The sequence below is a fragment of the Streptomyces sp. NPDC042259 genome (genome assembly GCF_055582085.1).
In genome coordinates this window covers 67,790-85,828 of record NZ_JBVJDW010000005.1, presented here as the reverse complement: position 1 = coordinate 85,828, position 18,039 = coordinate 67,790, and the positions used below count along the sequence as shown (strand labels likewise).

The following is an 18,039-nucleotide window of genomic DNA, read 5'->3' as shown; positions in this document are numbered from 1 at the left end:
CTGGAGCAATGAAATTCGTTGCGAAAGCGATGCGATTTAACTGAATCCGTCGTTCACCGCTGACGGGTATGTCGAAAGCGTTGCCCCAGTGACTAGGCTGTGTCTCATCCATCGGACATCAGACAGGAGGGGTGGCACAGTGACCACCGAGCTGCGCCGTTTGCGCAACTACATCGCGGGGGAGTTCCGGGACGCCGCCGACGGCCGCACCACCGAGGTGGTCAACCCGACCACGGGCGAGGCGTACGCCACCGCCGCGCTGTCCGGTGCCGCGGACGTCGACGCGGCCATGGCCGCGGCCGAGGAAGCGTTCCCGGCCTGGCGGGACCTGGTGCCCGCGGAGCGGCAGAAGGTCCTCCTCAAGATCGCCGACGCCTTCGAGGCGCGCGCGGAGGAGCTGATCGCCGCCGAGTCCGAGAACACCGGCAAGCCGATCGGGCTCACCCGCAGCGAAGAGATCCCGCCGATGGTGGACCAGATCCGCTTCTTCGCCGGTGCCGCCCGCCTGCTGGAGGGCCGCTCCGCGGGCGAGTACATGGAGGGGCTGACCTCCATCGTCCGGCGTGAGCCGATCGGCGTCTGCGCGCAGGTCGCGCCGTGGAACTACCCGATGATGATGGCCGTGTGGAAGTTCGCCCCGGCCCTCGCCGCGGGCAACACGGTCGTCCTCAAGCCCTCGGACACCACCCCGGCCTCCACCGTCCTCATCGCCGAGATCATCGGCGGGGTGCTGGAGGAGCTGGGCCACCCCAAGGGCGTCTTCAACGTCATCTGCGGTGACCGCGAGACCGGCCGGCTGATGGTCGAGCACCCCGTGCCCGCCATGGCCTCCATCACCGGTTCCGTACGGGCCGGCATGCAGGTCGCCGAGTCCGCCTCCAAGGACCTCAAGCGCGTCCACCTGGAGCTGGGCGGCAAGGCGCCGGTCGTCGTCTTCGAGGACGCCGACATCGCCAAGGCCGTCGAGGACATCGCGGTCGCGGGCTACTTCAACGCGGGCCAGGACTGCACGGCCGCGACCCGGGTGCTCGTGCACGAGTCGATCCACGACGAGTTCGTGACCGCGCTGGCCAAGGCCGCCACGGACACCAAGACCGGACAGCCGGACGACGAGGATGTGCTGTACGGCCCGCTCAACAACGCCAACCAGCTCAAGCAGGTGAGCGGCTTCATCGAGCGGCTGCCCGCCCACGCCAAGGTCGAGGCCGGTGGCCACCGGGTCGGCGAGAAGGGCTACTTCTACGCCCCGACCGTCGTCTCCGGGCTCAAGCAGGACGACGAGATCGTCCAGCACGAGGTCTTCGGACCGGTCATCACCGTCCAGCCCTTCACGGACGAGGCGCAGGCCGTCACGTACGCCAACGGCGTGGAATTCGCCCTGGCCTCGTCGGTGTGGACCAAGGACCACGGGCGCGCCATGCGGATGTCGAAGAAGCTCGACTTCGGCTGTGTGTGGATCAACACCCACATTCCGCTGGTCGCCGAGATGCCGCACGGCGGCTTCAAGAAGTCCGGCTACGGCAAGGACCTCTCCGCCTACGGCTTCGAGGACTACACCCGCGTCAAGCACGTGATGACGTCGCTCGACTGATCCCCTCCGGGGGTGTCGGGGTGTGACGGGCGGTGGCCCCACCGGGACCTCCGGTGGGGCCACCGCTGTTTCCGTGCTCGGCGGACTTTTGGCTGCGGGCCGGTTCGTGCCGCCTGCGGCGGCGGGCGCCCTGCGGGCGCGTCCTCAATCGCCGGACGGGCTCAATGGGCATCTCCAGGCCGCCGGCCTGCTGCTGTGCCCGGGCGTCGGCAACGGCCTCGTCCTCGGTATCATCGACGCCCGGGCGATGAGCCTCCTCGTACTCCGGTCGGCCGCCGCCCTGTGCGCCCCGAGCGCGCTCGTCGTCCACACAACCGCTCCCGCCCGGCCCTCCCGGACAGGCCGTACCTTGTCCGCGAAGATCCGACCGACCCTCCTGCCGGAATGCGAGTGAACGCCGTGACGTCCCTGACCCGCCGGTCCCTGCTGCGCACTCTGGGCGCCGGCGCCGGAGGCGCCGCGCTCGCCGGCTGCGGCGTACCGGCCGCGTATGTGCGCCCCGGGGACCGGGCCGCGGCGGACCGCTCCGGCAGCGACAAGCGGCTCGTCTTCGCCAACTGGCCGCTCTACATCGACACCGACGAAGAGGACGCGGAGGTCCGGCCGACCCTGGCGGAGTTCGAGAAGGCCAGCGGCGTATCGGTGAAGTACACCGAGGAGATCAACGACAACGACGAGTTCTTCGGCAAGGTCAGCCCGGCCCTGATGAACCACCAGGACACCGGCCGGGACCTCGTCGTGGTCAGCGACTGGATGTGCGCGCGCTACGTCCACCTGGGATGGGTGCAGGAGATGGACCGCTCCCGGCAGCCGAACGTCACCCGCCATCTCGACCCCCTGCTGCGCGAGCCCCCCTTCGACCCGGGGCGCAAGCACGCCGTTCCCTGGCAGTCCGGCATCACCGGCATCGCCTACAACCGCAAGAAGCTCGGCCGCGAGATCCGGCACACCTCGGACCTGTGGAAGGACGACCTGCGCGGCCGGGTCACCCTCCTGGCCGGGCTGGACGAGGCGTTCTGCCTGCTCATGCAGGGCAACGGCGCCGATGTCACCCGCTGGACCGCCGACGACTTCCACACCATGACCGACCGGCTGCGCCGTCTCGTCCGCAAGCGCCACATCCGCCGCTTCACCGGCAACGACTACATCAAGGACCTGTCCTCCGGTGACGTCCTGGCCTGCCAGGCCTATTCCGGTGACGTCATCCAGCTCCAGGCCGACAACCCCGACATCGAGTTCGTCGTCCCGGAGGAGGGCGCGGAGCTGTGGGCCGAGAGCCTGATGATCCCCAACCTCGCCCGCCACAAGCGCAACGCGGAGCGGCTCGTCGACTACTACTACCGGCCCGACGTCGCCGCGCGACTGGCCACCGCGGTCAACTACGTCTGTCCCGTACCGGCCGCGCGGGACGTCCTCGCCTCGTCGCAGGACAAGGAACTCGCGGAGCTGGCGGAGAACCCTCTGGTCTTCCCCAGCGACGACATGCGCAAGCGCCTGGCCACCGCTCGCGACATGACCTCCAAGGAGCGCCCCGGCTTCACCAAGGAGTGGAACGAGATCGTCGGTCTGTGAGACCCGGGGGCCAGGCCGTGCGCTGCCTCAGGCGGGCAGCAGCGAGCGCAGGGTACCGATGCGGTTCGTGGTGATCGCGTCGACACCGGCGGCCAGCAGCCGGCGCATGGTGAACCGGGTGTCCGCCGTCCACGCCGAGACCAGCAGTCCCAGGGCGTGGTCGCGGGCGACCAGCTCCCGGCTCACCAGCCCGAAGCGGTAGTTGAGCCAGCGCGGACGCAGCTCGGCGAGCAGCGTGGCGCGGGGCGGGGCGACGGTGGTCCAGGTGAGCGCGGTCTCCGCCTCGGCGTCCGCGCGGCGGACGGCGCGCATCGAGGCCGGGCCGCCGCAGTAGTACACGCGGTCGGCGGCACCGGCGGCGTGCACCTCGGCGACGGTCTCGTTGGCGGCCGAGGCGTCCGGCAGATCGATGAACAGCCGGCCCGGGCCCGGTTCGGCGAGCGCCTCGCGCAGGGTCGGCACCTCGCCGCCGGTCAGCTCGCGCAACTCGGCGGCCGACACCGCGCAGAGGCGCACGTCGTGGCGCCACAGACGCCACAGGTCCGCGTCGTGCAGCAGGACGGGCACGCCGTCGCGGGTCAGCCGGACGTCGATCTCCACCGCCCCGGCCCCGGCCCGCAGCGCCGAACGGATCGAGGGGAGGGTGTTCTCGCGATGGACGTAGGGGTCGCCGCGGTGGGCGACGGCGGTGAACGCCCCGGCGGGGACGGCCGGTCCGGCGCCCGCCCGCGCCACGCCGATGCTCCCGCGCTCGTCCTCGGTGCCGGTGTCCTTGGTGTCCGTGATGGCCATGGGTCCATTGTGGCGGGAGTCAGGTCGGGGCAGGGCGGTCCGGCACGCCGGCTCGCGCCCCGCTGCCCGCCCCGGCCGGTCAGCTTCCCGAGAGTGCGGTGTAGGCGTCGATCTCCTTGGCCAGTGCCGCCTTGCCCGCGGGGTCCATGAAGGACGCCTCGACGGCGTTCTTCGCGAGGGCCGCGACACCGGTCGCGTCGAGGTCCAGCAGCCGGGCGGCGACCGCGTACTCCGTGTTGAGGTCCGTGCCGAACATGGGCGGGTCGTCACTGTTGATCGTGACCAGCACGCCCGCCGCGACCATCTCCTTGAGGGGATGCGCGTCCAGGTCGGTCACCGCGCGGGTGGCCAGGTTCGAGGTCGGGCAGACCTCCAGCGGGATGCGCCGCTCCGCGAGATGGGCCAGCAGCTTCGGGTCCCGCGTGGCGCTCGTGCCGTGTCCGATGCGCTCCGCGCGCAGGTGGACGAGGGCGTCCCAGATGGTCTGCGGCCCCGTCGTCTCCCCCGCGTGCGGGACGCTGTGCAGCCCGGCGGCGATGGCCCGGTCGAAGTAGGGCTTGAACTGCGGCCGGGGCACACCGATCTCCGGGCCGCCCAGCCCGAAGGAGACCAGGCCCTCGGGCTTCAGGTCACAGGCGATCCGGGCCGTCTCCTCGGCCGAGCGCAGACCGGCCTCGCCCGGAATGTCGAAGCACCAGCGCAGCACCACACCCAGTTCCGCCTCCGCGGACTTGCGGGCGTCCTCGATGGCCTCCACGAACGCCGCGTCGGGGATGCCGCGCCGGGTCGAGCTGTAGGGGGTGACGGTGAGTTCGGCGTAGCGGATGTTCTGCCGGGCCATGTCGCGGGCGACCTCGTACGTCAGCAGACGTACGTCCTCCGCGTCGCGGATCAGGTCGACCACGGACAGATAGACCTCGATGAAATGCGCGAAGTCACGGAAGGTGAAGAAGTCCGCGAGGGCCTCGGGATCCGTCGGCACCGGCGAGTCCGGGTGGCGGGCCGCCAGCTCGGCGACGATGCGCGGGGACGCGGAGCCGACATGGTGGACATGCAGCTCGGCCTTCGGAAGCCCGGCGATGAACGAGTCGAGTACGGACATGCACGGCCTCCAGGGCGGTTCGGTAGGTGCCGATCATCGTATGCGGGGCGGGCGACGCCGCCGTGCCCAGGCCTTAGCATGACGGGATAACGACAGGGGAGGGACATGTCCGACAAGGACGCGCAGCCGGAGCCGCGGGGCACAAGCCCCTGGGCCCCGCCGGAGCACCGTGTGCCGCTGGAGAAGCCGGACCCCCGGCCCGCCGGGGAGCCGCCGACGGCCGCCGCCGCGCCGCCCGCACCCGCCTTCCCGTCGCAGCCCACCCAGACGGCCGTGCCCGCCGCCGCACCGGCCCCCGCTCCCGCCGAGCCGGCGTCCGGCGGGGTGCCGCCCGTGCCGCTCGCGCCGACCGGCCCGGGGACGCCGAGCGCGTACCCGGGCGGCAGCGCCTACGGCCAGGCCCCGTACACCCCGTCCGGCTACCCCCAGCCGCCCGTGCCGCCCTACGGCGGGCAGACGCCCTACGGGCAGCCGCCGTACGGGCAACCCCCGTACGGTCAGGGGGACTACGGCTACCCGCCGGCCGCCGCCTACGGGCAGGGCTGGCAGGCGCCCCGGATGACACCCAACAACGGCCTCGGCGTCGCCGCCCTCGTGCTCGGCATCATCGGCACGGCCCTGTGCTGGACGCTGGTGTTCAGCTTCATATGCGGGGTGCTCGCGATCGTCTTCGGCGCGATAGGCCGCGGCAAGACGCGCTCGGGGGAGGCGACCAACGCCGGGCAGGCCCTCGCGGGGCTGATCCTCGGCGGTGCCGCGCTCGTCGCCACCGCCCTGATGGTCGTCGTCTACATCAACATCGACGACGAGGAGGACGACACCCGGTACGCCCCCGACGACCCCGACGCGACCTACGGCGCCTATATGCCGGCGCCGCCCGGACCCGCCTCGCTCACCTTCCCGGCGCCCGCCAGCCGCTGACGGGCCTCCATCAGCGCGAAGCCCAGCAGATTCTCCCCGAGCCACCGGTCCGGGTCCGCCGCCCGCTCGTCGTCGGCGGCCAGCCCGATGCCCCAGATCCGGTCCAGGGGACTGGCTTCCACCAATACCCGGTCCCCGGTGCCGAGCAGATAGGCGCTCAGCTCCGGGTGCTGCGCGAATTTGTGGACACTGCCCTCGACCACCAGCGCGTAGCGGTGCCGCCGCCAGATGTCCTCGTCGAATCCGCGCACCGAACGGCCCGCGTCCTTGGCCTGCTTGGGGTGGCCGGCCGCCAGCACCCGAGCCTCCGCCTCAAGGTCGCCGAAGAGGCGGGCCTTGCCCGCCATCATCCAGTGCTCGGCCGTGGCATAGGCGACGCCGTCCACCGAGAACGGCGATTCCCACCACTGGCTGAAGCAACTCGGCCCCACGCTGCCGTCCCGGCGCGGCCGGTGTCCCCAGAAATACACGTACTTGACGCGCTCGCCCCGCGCGAGGGCCGCCCGCAATTCCGCGACCGAACGCGGACCGTCGGCGACCGCTTCCGCCGCCGGGGCCGACTCGTGTCCGCTCCCGTTCCGCACGCCGCTACCCCTGTTGTCGCCCCCGTTGTCACTCATGCCGTCATTCTGTCACCCGGCACCGACAGCGGAACGTGGCTGACTCCGTGTGATCTCTGGCCATAGCATTGCCCGACGCCATTTCATGGAGGAGCCCACCATGTCCGATTATCAGCAGAACCCTTACGCGACGCCCCAGCCCCCGCAACAGCCGCCCACCCCGTCGCAGCCGGGTTACGGCTATCCGGCGGCCACCAACTACCCGGCGGCGCCTCCGGTCCAGCCCTATGCCCAACAGCCCGTCGGCTACCCCGGGTACCCGATGGCGGCGCAGCCGCGCAACGGCATGGGCACCGCGGGCCTGGTGTGCGGCATCGTCGGCGCGGTGTGCGGGCTGACCGGCATCCTGTGGTTCTTCGCCTTCGTCCTCGGCATCCTGGCGATCATCTTCGGCGGCGTCGGCCGCTCTCGGGTGACCAAGGGCGAGGCGTTCAACCGTGGTGCCGCCACCGCCGGCCTCGCGCTCGGCATCACCTCCCTGGCGCTTCCGCTCATATGGCTCGCGCTGGCCGCGAGCCTTCTGGGATCCCTCGGGGCGCTCTCCTAAGAGTTCGGCTTTCCCAGGGGGCGCCCCAGGGGTTCGAGGGCTCCCGCCGAAGGCGCTCCCCGGGGCTCGCCCCCTTGCCGACTGATTGCGGCACAGCTCACTGATTCCGTCGCGGACCCAAAACGCCGCGACGGAATCCCTTGTTGTGAGCTGGTACCTCTGCCAGGATCGACATCCGATACCGGTTGGAGCTACGCCCGTCCCAGGTCATCGCGGTCGGCGGAGGAGTGCGCCATGAGTCAACGGTTCGACGCCACGGAACGGTTCGCCGAGGGCGCCCAGTACATCGGCGGCAGCGCGCGGGCCGGGACGTCCGGCCGGCGGCTCGCGGTCGTCGACCCGGCGACCGGGGAGGAGATCCTCGGCTACGAGCCGGCCGGGGAGGCCGACGTCGACGCGGCCGTGGCCGCCGCCGAGCGGGCCTTCCCCGAGTGGGCGGGCGCCACCCCGGGCGAGCGTTCGGACGCGCTGACCCGGTTCGCCGCCGTGCTCGCCGAGCGGGCCGGGGACTTCGCGCGGGCCGAGTCGGCGCAGTGCGGCAAGCCGATCAGGCTCACCACCGAGTTCGACGTGCCGGGCACGGTCGACAACACCGCCTTCTTCGCGGGCGCCGCCCGGTATCTGGAGGGCAGGTCGGCGGGGGAGTACAGCGCCGACCACACCTCGTACGTACGGCGGGAGCCGATCGGTGTCGTCGGCTCGATCACCCCTTGGAACTACCCCCTCCAGATGGCGGCGTGGAAGGTCCTGCCGGCGATCGCGGCGGGCAACACCATCGTGCTCAAGCCCGCCGAGACGACCCCGCTGACCTCCCTGATGTTCGCCCGGGCGGCCACCGACGCCGGAATCCCGGACGGGGTGGTCAACGTCGTCAGCGGGACGGGGAAGGGCGCCGGCGAGCGTCTCGTCGGCCACCAGTCCGTCGCCATGACCTCCTTCACGGGCTCCACCGCCGTGGGCAAGCGGGTCGCCGAGATCGCCACCGCCACCGTCAAGCGGATCCATCTGGAACTCGGCGGCAAGGCCCCCTTCGTCGTCTTCGACGACGCCGACCTGGAGGCCGCGGTCCACGGCGCGGTCGCGGGCTCGCTCATCAACACCGGCCAGGACTGCACGGCCGCGACCCGCGCGTATGTGCAGCGGCCGCTGTACGAGGCGTTCGTGCGCGGCGTGGCCGATCTGATGGCCACCGTCCGGCTCGGCGACCCCTTCGACGACCGGACCGATCTCGGTCCGCTGATCTCACGTGCCCAGCGGGAGAGGGTCGCGGGTTTCGTCGACCGGGCCCGCTCGTACGCCACCGTCGTCACCGGCGGCGAGGCCCCCGGCGGCGAACTGGCCAAGGGCGCCTACTACCTCCCCACGCTCATCACGGGCGCCCCGCAGGACAGCGAGATCGTCCAGGCCGAGATCTTCGGCCCGGTCCTGGTCGTGCTGCCCTTCGACAGTGACGACGAGGGCATCGCCCTGGCCAACGACACCCCGTACGGACTCGCCGCCTCCGCCTGGAGCCGGGACGTCTACCGCACGGGCCGTGCCACCCGGGAGCTGCGGGCCGGCTGCGTCTGGATCAACGACCACATTCCGATCATCAGCGAGATGCCGCACGGCGGCCACCGGGCCTCCGGTTACGGCAAGGACATGTCGGCCTATTCCTTCGAGGAGTACACCCAGCTCAAACACGTCATGTACGACAATACGGCGGTCGCGCGAAAGGACTGGCACCGCACGGTGTTCGGCGCCCGCTGAAAACCGCCGACGAAAACCCTTATGCCGGCCGGCCCCGGGCCGGCCGTAATTCCGCACGGCCTTAGTCCGCACGGCCAAAGGGCGATAAGCGCTGCCCGGCCCGCCACCCGCGCTCGAATGCCGCGGGAGCGGACCGTTCCCGGATATCGGGGCCCTGCCCCCGCCGGTGCGCCGCGCCCGGCGGGAACGCCGTCGTGCGCGTCGTCGCACCGCCTGCCGGTATTTTCTGATGGTGCGCGGAAATCCCCGGCTTTTCGCGCGGGTGGACGCGCCCGCGCGAGGGCTCACCGAATCGGTCGCGTAATCAAAAGGCAACAACGGAATCCCTTGTTCAGGGCGAATGGCTCTGTCAGGATCCTCGTCCAAAGCCCGTTGGAGCTACGGAAAGGGCATTCCGAATGGAGCGCTACCAGCCACGTGCGGCGTTGACCCGGCGGTCCCTTTTGCGGTCGGGCGGCGCCGGAGCGCTCACGCTCGGCGGCCTCGGCGCGCTGGGCGGCTGCGGTATCCCGCCCGCCGGACGCACCGGGACGGACGACGCGTCCGAGGACCGCTCCGCGGCGGAGAGAACGCTCTCCTTCTCCAACTGGACCGAGTACATCGACGTCGGTGAGGACGGCAAGAGCCGCCCCACCCTCGACGACTTCCGGCGGCGCACCGGCATCCGGGTCGACTACACCGAGGACATCAACGACAACGTCGAATTCTTCGGCAAGGTCAGCAAGCAGCTCGCCGCCGGCCAGGGCATCGGCCGCGACCTGATCTGCGTCACGGACTGGATGGCCGGCCGCATGATCGGCCTGGGCTGGGCGCAGCGGCTGGACGCCGCCAACCTCCCGCACGCCTACGCCAACCTCGCCCCCGGCTTCCGCACCCCCGACTGGGACCCCGGCCGCGCCCACTCCTACCCCTGGACCGGCATCCCCGCCGTCATCGCCTACAACCGCAAGGCGACCGGCGGCCGCACCGTCGACTCCGTCTCCCAGCTCCTGGACGACCCCAAGCTCAAGGGCCGCGTCGGCCTGCTCTCCGAGATGCGCGACACCGTCGGTCTCACCCTGCTCGACATGGGCAAGCGGCCCGAGCACGTCACCGCCGACGACTACGACGCCGCGATCGACCGGCTGCAAAAGGCCGTCGACCGCCGGCAGATCCGCCGCTTCACCGGCAACGACTACACGGGCGACCTCAACAAGGGCGACATCGCCGCCTGTATCGCCTGGGCCGGGGACCTCGTGCAGCTCCAGGCCGACAACTCCGACATCCGGTTCGCGGTCCCGGACGCCGGCTACATGCTTTCCAGCGACAATCTTCTGGTCCCGCATCACGCCCGCCACAAGAAGAACGCCGAGCGTCTCATCGACTACTACTACCAGCCCGAGGTCGCGGCCCGGCTCGCCGCTTCCATCAACTATGTGAGCCCGGTGGCGGGCCTCCGCGAGGAACTCGCGAAAATCGACAAGGACCTGGCCGACAACCCCTTGATCATCCCCAGTGAGGCGATGGCGGCGAAGGCACACGCCTTCCGCTCGCTGTCCGCCGCGGAGGACAAGGCGTTCGAGGGCAGGTTCGCCGAGCTCACCGGCGCCTGACAGCCCGTACCCGCTCACCCCCGTCCCCCCCGTACGCGGCCGACCTCCCCCGGCGCCCTCCGACACCCCTGGACCGACACCCATGACAGCAACCGCCCCGACCGAGCACACCGGCACCGAGGTCCGGCTCACCGGCATCAGCAAGAGCTACGGCGCCTTCACCGCCGTCCACCCGCTCGACCTGACCGTCCCCGGCGGCTCGTTCTTCGCCCTCCTCGGCGCCTCCGGCTGCGGCAAGACCACCACCCTGCGCATGATCGCCGGTCTCGAGGACCCCAGCACCGGCACCGTCGAGCTGGCCGGCGCCGACGTCACCGCCCTCCCCCCGCACAAGCGGCCCGTCAACACCGTCTTCCAGAGCTACGCCCTCTTCCCCCACCTCGACATCTACGAGAACGTCGCCTTCGGGCTGCGCCGGCGCGGCATCAAGTCCGTCAAGAAGCAGGTCGGCGACATGCTCGACCTCGTCCAGCTCGGCGACTTCGCCCGCCGCAAGCCCCAGCAGCTCTCCGGCGGCCAGCAGCAGCGCGTCGCCGTCGCCCGCGCCCTGATCAACCACCCGCGGGTGCTGCTCCTCGACGAACCCCTGGGCGCCCTCGACCTCAAGCTGCGCCGCCAGATGCAGCTCGAGCTCAAGCGCATCCAGACCGAGGTGGGCATCACCTTCATCCACGTCACCCACGACCAGGAGGAGGCCATGACCATGGCCGACACGGTCGCGGTGATGAACGGCGGCCGGGTCGAGCAGCTCGGCGCCCCCGCCGACCTCTACGAGACGCCGCGCACCACCTTCGTCGCCAACTTCCTCGGCACCTCCAACCTCATCGCCGCCGACGTCCTCGACGCCTCCGGCAGCGACCTCGTCCTCCAGGCCGCGAGCACCAAACTCGCGCTGCCCGCCGAGCGATGTACGACCGTCCCCCGCACCGGCGGGCGGCTGCTGATCGGGATACGGCCCGAGAAGATCAGCCTCACCCACGCCGACGACGCCGGCACCGTCCCCGACGGCCGCAACCGCGTCACCGGCCGCATCGCCACCTCCAGCTTCATCGGCGTCTCCACCCAGTACCTCGTCGACAGCCCCGTCACCGCCGGTGCCGCGCCGCTGGCCGTCTACGAGCAGAACATCGAGCGCGACCACCGGCTCGTCCCCGGCGCCGAGGTCGTCCTGCACTGGAACCCCGGCCACAGCTTCGGTCTCGACGCCGCGCAGAGCATCGAGGCGGGCACGGACGCGGGGGAGGGCACCTGATGGCACACCCGCAGGCCCCCGCCCCCGACCGGGCCGCCGCCCCCGAGGCCCCGCCCGCGCTGCGCGCGGCGGCCCTCCGCAAGCGGCGCGTCCCCTACTGGCTGCTGCTGCCCGGCATCCTCTGGCTGCTCGTCTTCTTCGCCGCGCCGCTCGTCTACCAGGCCTCCACCTCCGTGCAGACCGGCTCGCTCGAAGAGGGCTTCGAGGTCACCTGGCACTTCGCGACCTACTGGGACGCGGCCACCGAGTATTACCCGCAGTTCCTGCGCTCGGTCGGCTACGCCGCCACCGCCACCGTCGGCTGCCTCGCCCTCGGCTACCCGCTCGCCTACCTCATCGCCTTCAAGGCGGGCCGCTGGCGCAACGTGCTGATGATCCTGGTCATCGCCCCGTTCTTCACCAGCTTCCTGATCCGCACCCTGGCCTGGAAGACGATCCTCTCCGACGGCGGCCCCGTCGTCTCCACCCTCAACTCGCTGCACGTCCTCGGCCTCACCGACGCACTCGGCATCACCGAGGGCCACCGCGTGCTTGCCACCCCGCTGGCCGTCGTCTGCGGGCTGACCTACAACTTCCTGCCCTTCATGATCCTGCCGCTCTACACCTCCCTCGAACGCATCGACCCGCGGCTCCACGAAGCGGCCGGCGACCTCTACGCCAAGCCCCTGACCACCTTCCGCAAGGTGACCTTCCCGCTGTCCATGCCGGGCGTCGTCGCGGGCACCCTGCTCACCTTCATCCCCGCCACCGGCGACTACATCAACGCCGAACTGCTCGGCTCCACCGACCAGAAGATGATCGGCAACGTCATCCAGTCCCAGTTCCTGCGCGTCCTGGACTACCCGACCGCCGCCGCGCTGTCCTTCATCCTCATGGCCGCCATCCTCGCCATGGTCACGCTCTACATCCGCAAGTCCGGGACGGAGGACCTGGTCTGATGACTGCTCCCTCGGGCCCGTCACGCGTGCTGCGCGTGCTGCGCCGCAACCTCGTCGTGATCGCCGGGCTGGCCACGCTCGCCTATCTGATGCTGCCCAACGTCATCGTGACGGTCTTCTCGTTCAACAAGCCCAACGGCCGGTTCAACTACGAATGGCAGCGCTTCTCCACCGACGCCTGGGCGGACCCTTGCGGCGTCGCCGACCTGTGCGGCTCGCTGTCCCTCAGCCTCCAGATCGCCGTCTGGGCGACCATCGGCTCGACCGTCCTCGGCACGATGATCGCCTTCGCGCTCGCCCGCTACCGCTTCCGGGCCCGCTCCTCGGTGAGCACCCTGCTCTTCCTGCCGATGGCCATGCCCGAGGTCGTCATGGCCGCCTCGCTGGCCACCCTCTTCCTCAACATGGGCGTCACCTTCGGCTTCTGGACCGTCCTCATCGCCCACATCATGTTCTGCCTGAGCTTCGTGGTCACCGCCGTCAAGGCGCGCGTGATGAGCATGGACCCCCGGCTCGAACAGGCCGCACAGGACCTCTACGCCACCCCGCTGCAGACCTTCCTGCGCGTCACCCTCCCGATCGCCGCCCCCGGGATCGCCGCGGGCGCGCTGCTCTCCTTCGCCCTGTCCTTCGACGACTTCATCATCACGAACTTCAACGCCGGCTCCACTGTGACCTTCCCCATGTTCGTCTGGGGATCCGCGCAAAGGGGCACACCCGTTCAGATCAATGTCATCGGAACGGCGATGTTCGTCATCGCCGTGCTGTGCGTGCTCGTCGGTCAGCTGGCCGGCGGACGCCGCAAAAGGAGCTGAGAACATGGCCGCTCGTGCCATGAACCCTGTCCAATCACTTTCCGACGCCGCGCCGCGCCCCTACTGGCTCGACGACCCCGCCCGGCCGGCCCCCCTCCCCGCGCTCGTCGGCGACGAGCACTGCGATCTGCTCGTCGTCGGCGGCGGTTACTCCGGCCTGTGGACCGCGCTGAACGCCAAGGAGCGCGATCCCGCCCGGGACGTCGTCCTCATCGAGAGCCAGGAGGTCGGCTGGGCCGCCTCCGGCCGCAACGGCGGCTTCTGCTCCTCCTCCCTCACCCACGGCTGGGCCAACGGCCAGTCCCGCTGGCCCGGGGAACTGACCACCCTGGAGCGGCTCGGCCGCCGCAACCTCGACGAGATCGAGGCCGCCCTCACCCGCCACGGCATCGACTGCGACTTCGAACGCACCGGCGAGATCGACATCGCCACCGCCCCGCACCAGGTGCAGGAGCTGCGGGAGGCCGCCGACGAGGTCACGGCCCTCGGCCTCCCCGACTACGAGTTCCTCGACCGCGACGCCCTGCGCGCCGAGGTCGACTCCCCGACCTTCCTCGCCGGGCTCTGGGACCGCACGGGCGTGGCGATGCTCCACCCCGCGAAGCTCGCCTGGGGCCTCAAGCGCGCCTGCGTGGACCTCGGCGTGCGGATCTACGAACAGACCCCCGGTACCGAGCTGTCCTCGCGCAACGCCGGGGTGGCCGTCCGCACGCCCTACGGCCGGGTCTTCGCCCGGCACGCGGCGCTGGGCACCAACGCCTTCCCCTCGCTGGTCAAGCGGCTGCGCCCGTACATCACCCCGGTCTACGACTACGCGCTGATGACCGAGCCGCTCAGCGCCGGGCAACTGGCCGCCGTCGGCTGGAAGCGGCGGCAGGGGCTCGGTGACGCGGCCAACCACTTCCACTACTTCCGCATCACGCGCGACAACCGCATCCTGTGGGGCGGCTACGACATCGTCCATCACTACGGCGGTGGGATCCGCTCCGAGTACGACCACCACCCCGCCACCTACCAGAAGCTCGCCGAGCACTTCTTCCGCTGCTTCCCCCAGCTCGAAGGCGTGCGCTTCACCCACAACTGGGGCGGTGCCATCGACACCTGCTCGCGCTTCTCGGCGTTCTTCGGCACCGCGCACGGCGGCCGGGTCGCCTACGCGCTCGGCTACACCGGTCTCGGTGTCGGCGCGAGCCGCTTCGGCGCGGACGTCATGCTCGATCTGCTCTCCGGCGAGCGCACCGAGCGCACCGAACTGGAGATGGTCCGCAGCAAGCCGCTGCCGTTCCCGCCCGAGCCGGTGCGATCGGTGGGGATCGGCATCACCCAGTGGTCGATGACCCGGGCCGACGAGAACGGCGGCCGCCGCAACCTCTGGCTCAAGGCCATGGACAAGGTCGGCATGGGCTTCGACAGCTGATCCGCCGTCGCGAGGGGCGGGGCGCGACCACGCGCCCCCGCTCACGCCCGGCGCGTGGCCCCTCGGCCCAGTGCGCCCTTCACCACCCGATCATGCGGAAATTCCGCACGAACCCGCGTAATGATCCGCCCCGAACGGCCTCTCATCCGTGAACGCAGAACGAGACAAGCGGACACGGAGCGGAGGAACCCTCTATGAGTGGCGACGCGGGGGCGCGGAACGCGGTGGAGTGGCTGGCTTCGGCGGCACCCGACCCCGAGACCTGCCGGTGGGAGTGGGAGCGCGGTCCCCTGGGGGTGGCGCTGCTGCCCGCGGGCCGGCTGTGGGACGTGCTCATCCTCCCCGGCGGGCTCGGCCATCCCACCCTGGACGTGCTGTGCCGACGGGCCGGACGGCCCGGCCCGGTGCTCGCCGACAGCCGCGTGGGTTTCTTCGTCCCGCCGGGCACGGCCGCCGGCTGGGTCGCCACCGGTGTCAGGGCGGCCGGGCACGGTGCGTGGATCGTCGTCCCCCACCCGGCGCGGCCCGTGAGCGGGCTGCGCTGGATCGTGCCGCCCGACGGGTCGGGCACGCTCAACGACCCGGCGGTGCTGGAACTCGCGATGCACGAGGCCGTGGCCGGGCCCGGCCGCGCCGGCCCGGGCCGCTGAGCAGCAGGGCCAGGGCCCACAGCAGCATCCCCGACAGACACCAGGCACCCACCACGTCCAGCGGCCAGTGGTAGCCGCGCCGCACCAGTCCGAGACCCACGCCGGCGTTGAGCAGTACGCATCCGAGGACCGTCACGGTGCGTACGCGGGACGGCGCCGGCGGGGCCCGGTGCAGCAGGAGCAGCACCGCGGCGCCGTAGGCGACGCACGCCGTGGCGGTGTGGCCGGAGGGGAAGAAGCCGTCGTGCGCGCCGGGCGGCATCCCGGGCGGCCCGGGGCGGGCGACCGCGTTCTTGACCGGGACGACCAGGGCCGGCACGAGGCCCATCGTGAGCGCCGCGGCGAGCGGGGGCAGCCACCGGCCGGGTGCCCGGGACCGCACGGCCGACGCGATCATCGCGGCGGCCAGCACGGGCAGCGCGACCGCCGTGTTGCCGAGGTCGGCGAAGAACTCCGCGACGGCCCCCGGGACGGCCGAGTCCACCACCGCGCGGCCCAGCCGCTCGTCGAGGGCGCGCACCGGTCCGCGAGCGGTGATCTGCCAGGTGACCAGGGCGAAGAGCACCGCGCACAGTGCCGGGAGGAGAACGGCGGGTGACGTCACCGCCGCCGGGCGCGAAGTCGGCGGCCCCGGAACAGGGGGGGTGGTTCCGAGGCCGCCGTGGTGACCGGTGGGCCGCGCGCCCCGGGGGGTATGGGGCGGGCGGTCATCCGATCGGTGAGGATGCCCGGAGCCATGGGCTCCGGTGGTGTGCGCGATGGCACGACCGGGTCGGCACTGGGGAAGCACCGGCTCGGCATCGCCCGCAGTCCCCTGCGGGCGGGGTGTTTCACTCATCTGAAGAAACCGTACGGCAGGTAGGGCGGGCCGGACACCCGGATCACCCCTCCACCACCTGCCCCGCACATGTTCTTCACTCCGCGTGTCCACTCCCCGTGGTCACCCCCGTGACCACGGGAGGAGATCACAGACGGTCGAAGGCGGCCTCGATGATGTCCAGACCCTCGTTCAGCAGGTCCTCGCCGATGACCAGCGGCGGCAGGAAGCGCAGCACGTTGCCGTAGGTGCCGCAGGTGAGCACCAGCAGGCCCTCCGCGTGGCAGGCCTTCGCGAGGGCGCCGGCGGCCGCCGCGTTCGGGGTCTTGGTGCCCGGCTCGACCAGCTCGATCGCGATCATCGCACCGCGGCCGCGGATGTCACCGATGACGGCGCCGTTGTCCAGCTTGTCCCGCATCTCGGCGAGGCGGCCCTTCATGACCTCCTCGATGCGCTTGGCCTTGGCGTTCAGGTCCAGCTCGCGCATCGTCTCGATGGAGCCGAGCGCCGCGGCGCAGGCCACCGGGTTACCGCCGTAGGTGCCGCCGAGGCCACCCGCGTGGGCCGCGTCCATGATCTCCGCGCGGCCGGTGACGGCGGCGAGCGGCAGACCGCCCGCGATGCCCTTGGCGGTGGTGATCAGGTCCGGGACGATGCCCTCGTCCTCGCACGCGAACCACTGGCCGGTGCGGCAGAAGCCGGACTGGATCTCGTCCGCGACGAAGACGATGCCGTTGTCCTTGGCGAACTGGGCGATCGCGGGCAGGAAGCCCTTGGCCGGCTCGATGAAGCCGCCCTCGCCCAGGATCGGCTCGATGATGATCGCCGCGACGTTCTCCGCGCCGATCTGCTTGGTGATCTGGTCGATGGCCTGGGCGGACGCCTCCGCGCCACAGTTCTCCGGACCGGTCGGCCAGCGGTAGCCGTACGCCACCGGCACCCGGTAGACCTCGGGCGCGAACGGGCCGAAGCCCTGCTTGTACGGCATGTTCTTGGCGGTGAGCGCCATCGTCAGGTTCGTCCGGCCGTGGTAGCCGTGGTCGAAGACGACGACCGCCTGGCGCTTGGTGTACGCACGGGCGATCTTCACCGCGTTCTCGACGGCCTCGGCGCCCGAGTTGAACAGCGCCGACTTCTTGGCGTGGTCGCCGGGGGACAGCTCGGCGAGCTGCTCACAGACCTCCACGTAGCCCTCGTACGGGGTCACCATGAAACAGGTGTGGGTGAAGTCGGCGAGCTGCGCGGACGCGCGGCGCACCACGGCCTCCGCGCTGGAGCCCACCGAGGTCACGGCGATGCCGGAACCGAAGTCGATCAGCGAGTTGCCGTCCACGTCCTCGATGACACCGCCGCCCGCGCGCACGGTGAACACCGGCAGCACCGAACCCACGCCACCGGCGACCGTCTGAAGACGGCGGGCCTGCAGCTCCAGCGACTTCGGGCCGGGGATCGCGGTGACGACACGGCGCTCCTGGGGAAGGGACGGGCCTCCGGTCAGTTCGGTCATGAGGTGCGCTCCAGTGAGAGAAAGAGGCGGCGAAAGGGGCTTTTACGTCGCAGGCTAGGGCGGGGGGAGGGGCCTCGGCATGTTCCGTTCGGGAGCAGTGCGCGCGTCGCCTTGTCCGCCACGGACATGGCGGCCCCGGGCGGCCGTCCGCGCGCAC

At 71.2% G+C, this 18,039-nt stretch carries 17 protein-coding genes; 12 read left to right on the top strand and 5 right to left on the bottom strand.

The genetic code is table 11. The annotated features are described in order from the left end of the window. Positions 1-139 precede the first annotated feature (139 nt). The 3 genes from ACZ6MA_RS15925 (at position 140) to ACZ6MA_RS15915 (ending at position 3,163) form a co-directional block, all read left to right on the top strand. Positions 140-1,591, top strand: a complete 1,452-nt coding sequence (locus ACZ6MA_RS15925; RefSeq protein ID WP_469139918.1) for a gamma-aminobutyraldehyde dehydrogenase — start codon at positions 140-142, stop codon at positions 1,589-1,591. 73 nt (positions 1,592-1,664) lie between these two features. Further along, positions 1,665-1,985, top strand: coding sequence for a hypothetical protein (locus ACZ6MA_RS15920; RefSeq protein ID WP_469434240.1), 321 nt, complete (start codon positions 1,665-1,667; stop codon positions 1,983-1,985). A 14-nt stretch (positions 1,986-1,999) separates the two neighbouring features. Continuing rightward, on the top strand, positions 2,000-3,163 hold the full coding sequence (locus tag ACZ6MA_RS15915; RefSeq protein ID WP_469434692.1) for a polyamine ABC transporter substrate-binding protein: 1,164 nt from the start codon (positions 2,000-2,002) through the stop codon (positions 3,161-3,163). A 27-nt stretch (positions 3,164-3,190) separates the two neighbouring features. Here the strand turns inward: ACZ6MA_RS15915 and ACZ6MA_RS15910 are convergent, their stop codons facing one another. After that, positions 3,191-3,955, bottom strand: a complete 765-nt coding sequence (locus ACZ6MA_RS15910; protein WP_469434238.1) for a glycerophosphodiester phosphodiesterase — start codon at positions 3,953-3,955, stop codon at positions 3,191-3,193. A 79-nt stretch (positions 3,956-4,034) separates the two neighbouring features. Beyond that, positions 4,035-5,057, bottom strand: a complete 1,023-nt coding sequence (locus ACZ6MA_RS15905) for an adenosine deaminase (protein ID WP_469434236.1) — start codon at positions 5,055-5,057, stop codon at positions 4,035-4,037. Positions 5,058-5,162: 105 nt separating this feature from the next. Here ACZ6MA_RS15905 and ACZ6MA_RS15900 point away from each other — a divergent pair, with 105 nt between their 5' ends. Beyond that, positions 5,163-5,978: a DUF4190 domain-containing protein gene (locus ACZ6MA_RS15900; protein ID WP_469434233.1), complete on the top strand. Its 816-nt coding sequence runs from the start codon at positions 5,163-5,165 to the stop codon at positions 5,976-5,978. Here ACZ6MA_RS15900 and ACZ6MA_RS15895 read toward each other — a convergent pair. Beyond that, the gene (locus ACZ6MA_RS15895; RefSeq protein ID WP_469434232.1) at positions 5,918-6,598 is read right to left on the bottom strand and encodes an NADAR family protein; all 681 of its coding nucleotides are present in this window, start codon (positions 6,596-6,598) and stop codon (positions 5,918-5,920) included. The two genes, ACZ6MA_RS15900 and ACZ6MA_RS15895, sit on opposite strands and share 61 nt — an antisense overlap. 100 nt (positions 6,599-6,698) lie before the next feature. Between ACZ6MA_RS15895 and ACZ6MA_RS15890 the strand changes: the two genes are divergently transcribed. The 8 genes from ACZ6MA_RS15890 (at position 6,699) to ACZ6MA_RS15855 (ending at position 15,558) form a co-directional block, all read left to right on the top strand. Then, positions 6,699-7,145, top strand: a complete 447-nt coding sequence (locus ACZ6MA_RS15890) for a DUF4190 domain-containing protein (protein ID WP_469434230.1) — start codon at positions 6,699-6,701, stop codon at positions 7,143-7,145. A gap of 234 nt (positions 7,146-7,379) precedes the next feature. Further along, on the top strand, positions 7,380-8,894 hold the full coding sequence (locus ACZ6MA_RS15885) for a gamma-aminobutyraldehyde dehydrogenase (RefSeq protein ID WP_469434228.1): 1,515 nt from the start codon (positions 7,380-7,382) through the stop codon (positions 8,892-8,894). 398 nt (positions 8,895-9,292) lie between these two features. Further along, positions 9,293-10,486 carry a polyamine ABC transporter substrate-binding protein gene (locus tag ACZ6MA_RS15880; RefSeq protein ID WP_469434227.1) on the top strand — a complete coding sequence of 398 codons (1,194 nt, stop codon included), beginning with the start codon at positions 9,293-9,295 and terminating at the stop codon, positions 10,484-10,486. 82 nt (positions 10,487-10,568) lie between these two features. After that, positions 10,569-11,738 (top strand): ABC transporter ATP-binding protein, encoded by a 1,170-nt coding sequence (locus ACZ6MA_RS15875; RefSeq protein WP_469434226.1) that lies wholly within the window; start codon positions 10,569-10,571, stop codon positions 11,736-11,738. After that, positions 11,738-12,676, top strand: a complete 939-nt coding sequence (locus ACZ6MA_RS15870; RefSeq protein WP_469434224.1) for an ABC transporter permease — start codon at positions 11,738-11,740, stop codon at positions 12,674-12,676. The genes ACZ6MA_RS15875 and ACZ6MA_RS15870 overlap by 1 nt, the downstream gene beginning before the upstream one ends. Further along, positions 12,676-13,491, top strand: a complete 816-nt coding sequence (locus ACZ6MA_RS15865; protein ID WP_469434222.1) for an ABC transporter permease — start codon at positions 12,676-12,678, stop codon at positions 13,489-13,491. Before ACZ6MA_RS15870 ends, ACZ6MA_RS15865 begins: the two co-directional genes overlap by 1 nt. Before the next feature lie 4 nt (positions 13,492-13,495). Then, a complete protein-coding gene (locus tag ACZ6MA_RS15860; RefSeq protein ID WP_469434221.1) occupies positions 13,496-14,908 on the top strand; it encodes an NAD(P)/FAD-dependent oxidoreductase in 1,413 nt (470 codons plus the stop codon). 194 nt (positions 14,909-15,102) lie between these two features. After that, positions 15,103-15,558, top strand: a complete 456-nt coding sequence (locus tag ACZ6MA_RS15855; protein ID WP_469434220.1) for a bifunctional DNA primase/polymerase — start codon at positions 15,103-15,105, stop codon at positions 15,556-15,558. On the opposite strand, the gene ACZ6MA_RS15850 is transcribed toward ACZ6MA_RS15855, so the two are convergent. Both ACZ6MA_RS15850 and gabT read right to left on the bottom strand, forming a co-directional pair. Further along, entirely contained in the window at positions 15,482-16,162 is a 681-nt protein-coding gene (locus ACZ6MA_RS15850; protein ID WP_469434218.1) for a phosphatase PAP2 family protein, read from the bottom strand. The two genes, ACZ6MA_RS15855 and ACZ6MA_RS15850, sit on opposite strands and share 77 nt — an antisense overlap. A 361-nt stretch (positions 16,163-16,523) precedes the next feature. Then, a complete protein-coding gene (gabT, locus tag ACZ6MA_RS15845) occupies positions 16,524-17,882 on the bottom strand; it encodes a 4-aminobutyrate--2-oxoglutarate transaminase (RefSeq protein WP_469434216.1) in 1,359 nt (452 codons plus the stop codon). Positions 17,883-18,039: the final 157 nt, after the last annotated feature.

Coding starts and splice junctions, on each gene's coding strand:
- ACZ6MA_RS15875 (WP_469434226.1), top strand. CDS start 10,569: ATGACAGCAACCGCCCCGACCGAGCACACCGGCACCGAGGTCCGGCTC.
- ACZ6MA_RS15855 (WP_469434220.1), top strand. CDS start 15,103: ATGAGTGGCGACGCGGGGGCGCGGAACGCGGTGGAGTGGCTGGCTTCG.
- gabT (WP_469434216.1), bottom strand. CDS start 17,882: ATGACCGAACTGACCGGAGGCCCGTCCCTTCCCCAGGAGCGCCGTGTC.
- ACZ6MA_RS15910 (WP_469434238.1), bottom strand. CDS start 3,955: ATGGCCATCACGGACACCAAGGACACCGGCACCGAGGACGAGCGCGGG.
- ACZ6MA_RS15860 (WP_469434221.1), top strand. CDS start 13,496: ATGGCCGCTCGTGCCATGAACCCTGTCCAATCACTTTCCGACGCCGCG.
- ACZ6MA_RS15900 (WP_469434233.1), top strand. CDS start 5,163: ATGTCCGACAAGGACGCGCAGCCGGAGCCGCGGGGCACAAGCCCCTGG.
- ACZ6MA_RS15870 (WP_469434224.1), top strand. CDS start 11,738: ATGGCACACCCGCAGGCCCCCGCCCCCGACCGGGCCGCCGCCCCCGAG.
- ACZ6MA_RS15895 (WP_469434232.1), bottom strand. CDS start 6,598: ATGAGTGACAACGGGGGCGACAACAGGGGTAGCGGCGTGCGGAACGGG.
- ACZ6MA_RS15890 (WP_469434230.1), top strand. CDS start 6,699: ATGTCCGATTATCAGCAGAACCCTTACGCGACGCCCCAGCCCCCGCAA.
- ACZ6MA_RS15865 (WP_469434222.1), top strand. CDS start 12,676: ATGACTGCTCCCTCGGGCCCGTCACGCGTGCTGCGCGTGCTGCGCCGC.
- ACZ6MA_RS15880 (WP_469434227.1), top strand. CDS start 9,293: ATGGAGCGCTACCAGCCACGTGCGGCGTTGACCCGGCGGTCCCTTTTG.
- ACZ6MA_RS15885 (WP_469434228.1), top strand. CDS start 7,380: ATGAGTCAACGGTTCGACGCCACGGAACGGTTCGCCGAGGGCGCCCAG.
- ACZ6MA_RS15905 (WP_469434236.1), bottom strand. CDS start 5,057: ATGTCCGTACTCGACTCGTTCATCGCCGGGCTTCCGAAGGCCGAGCTG.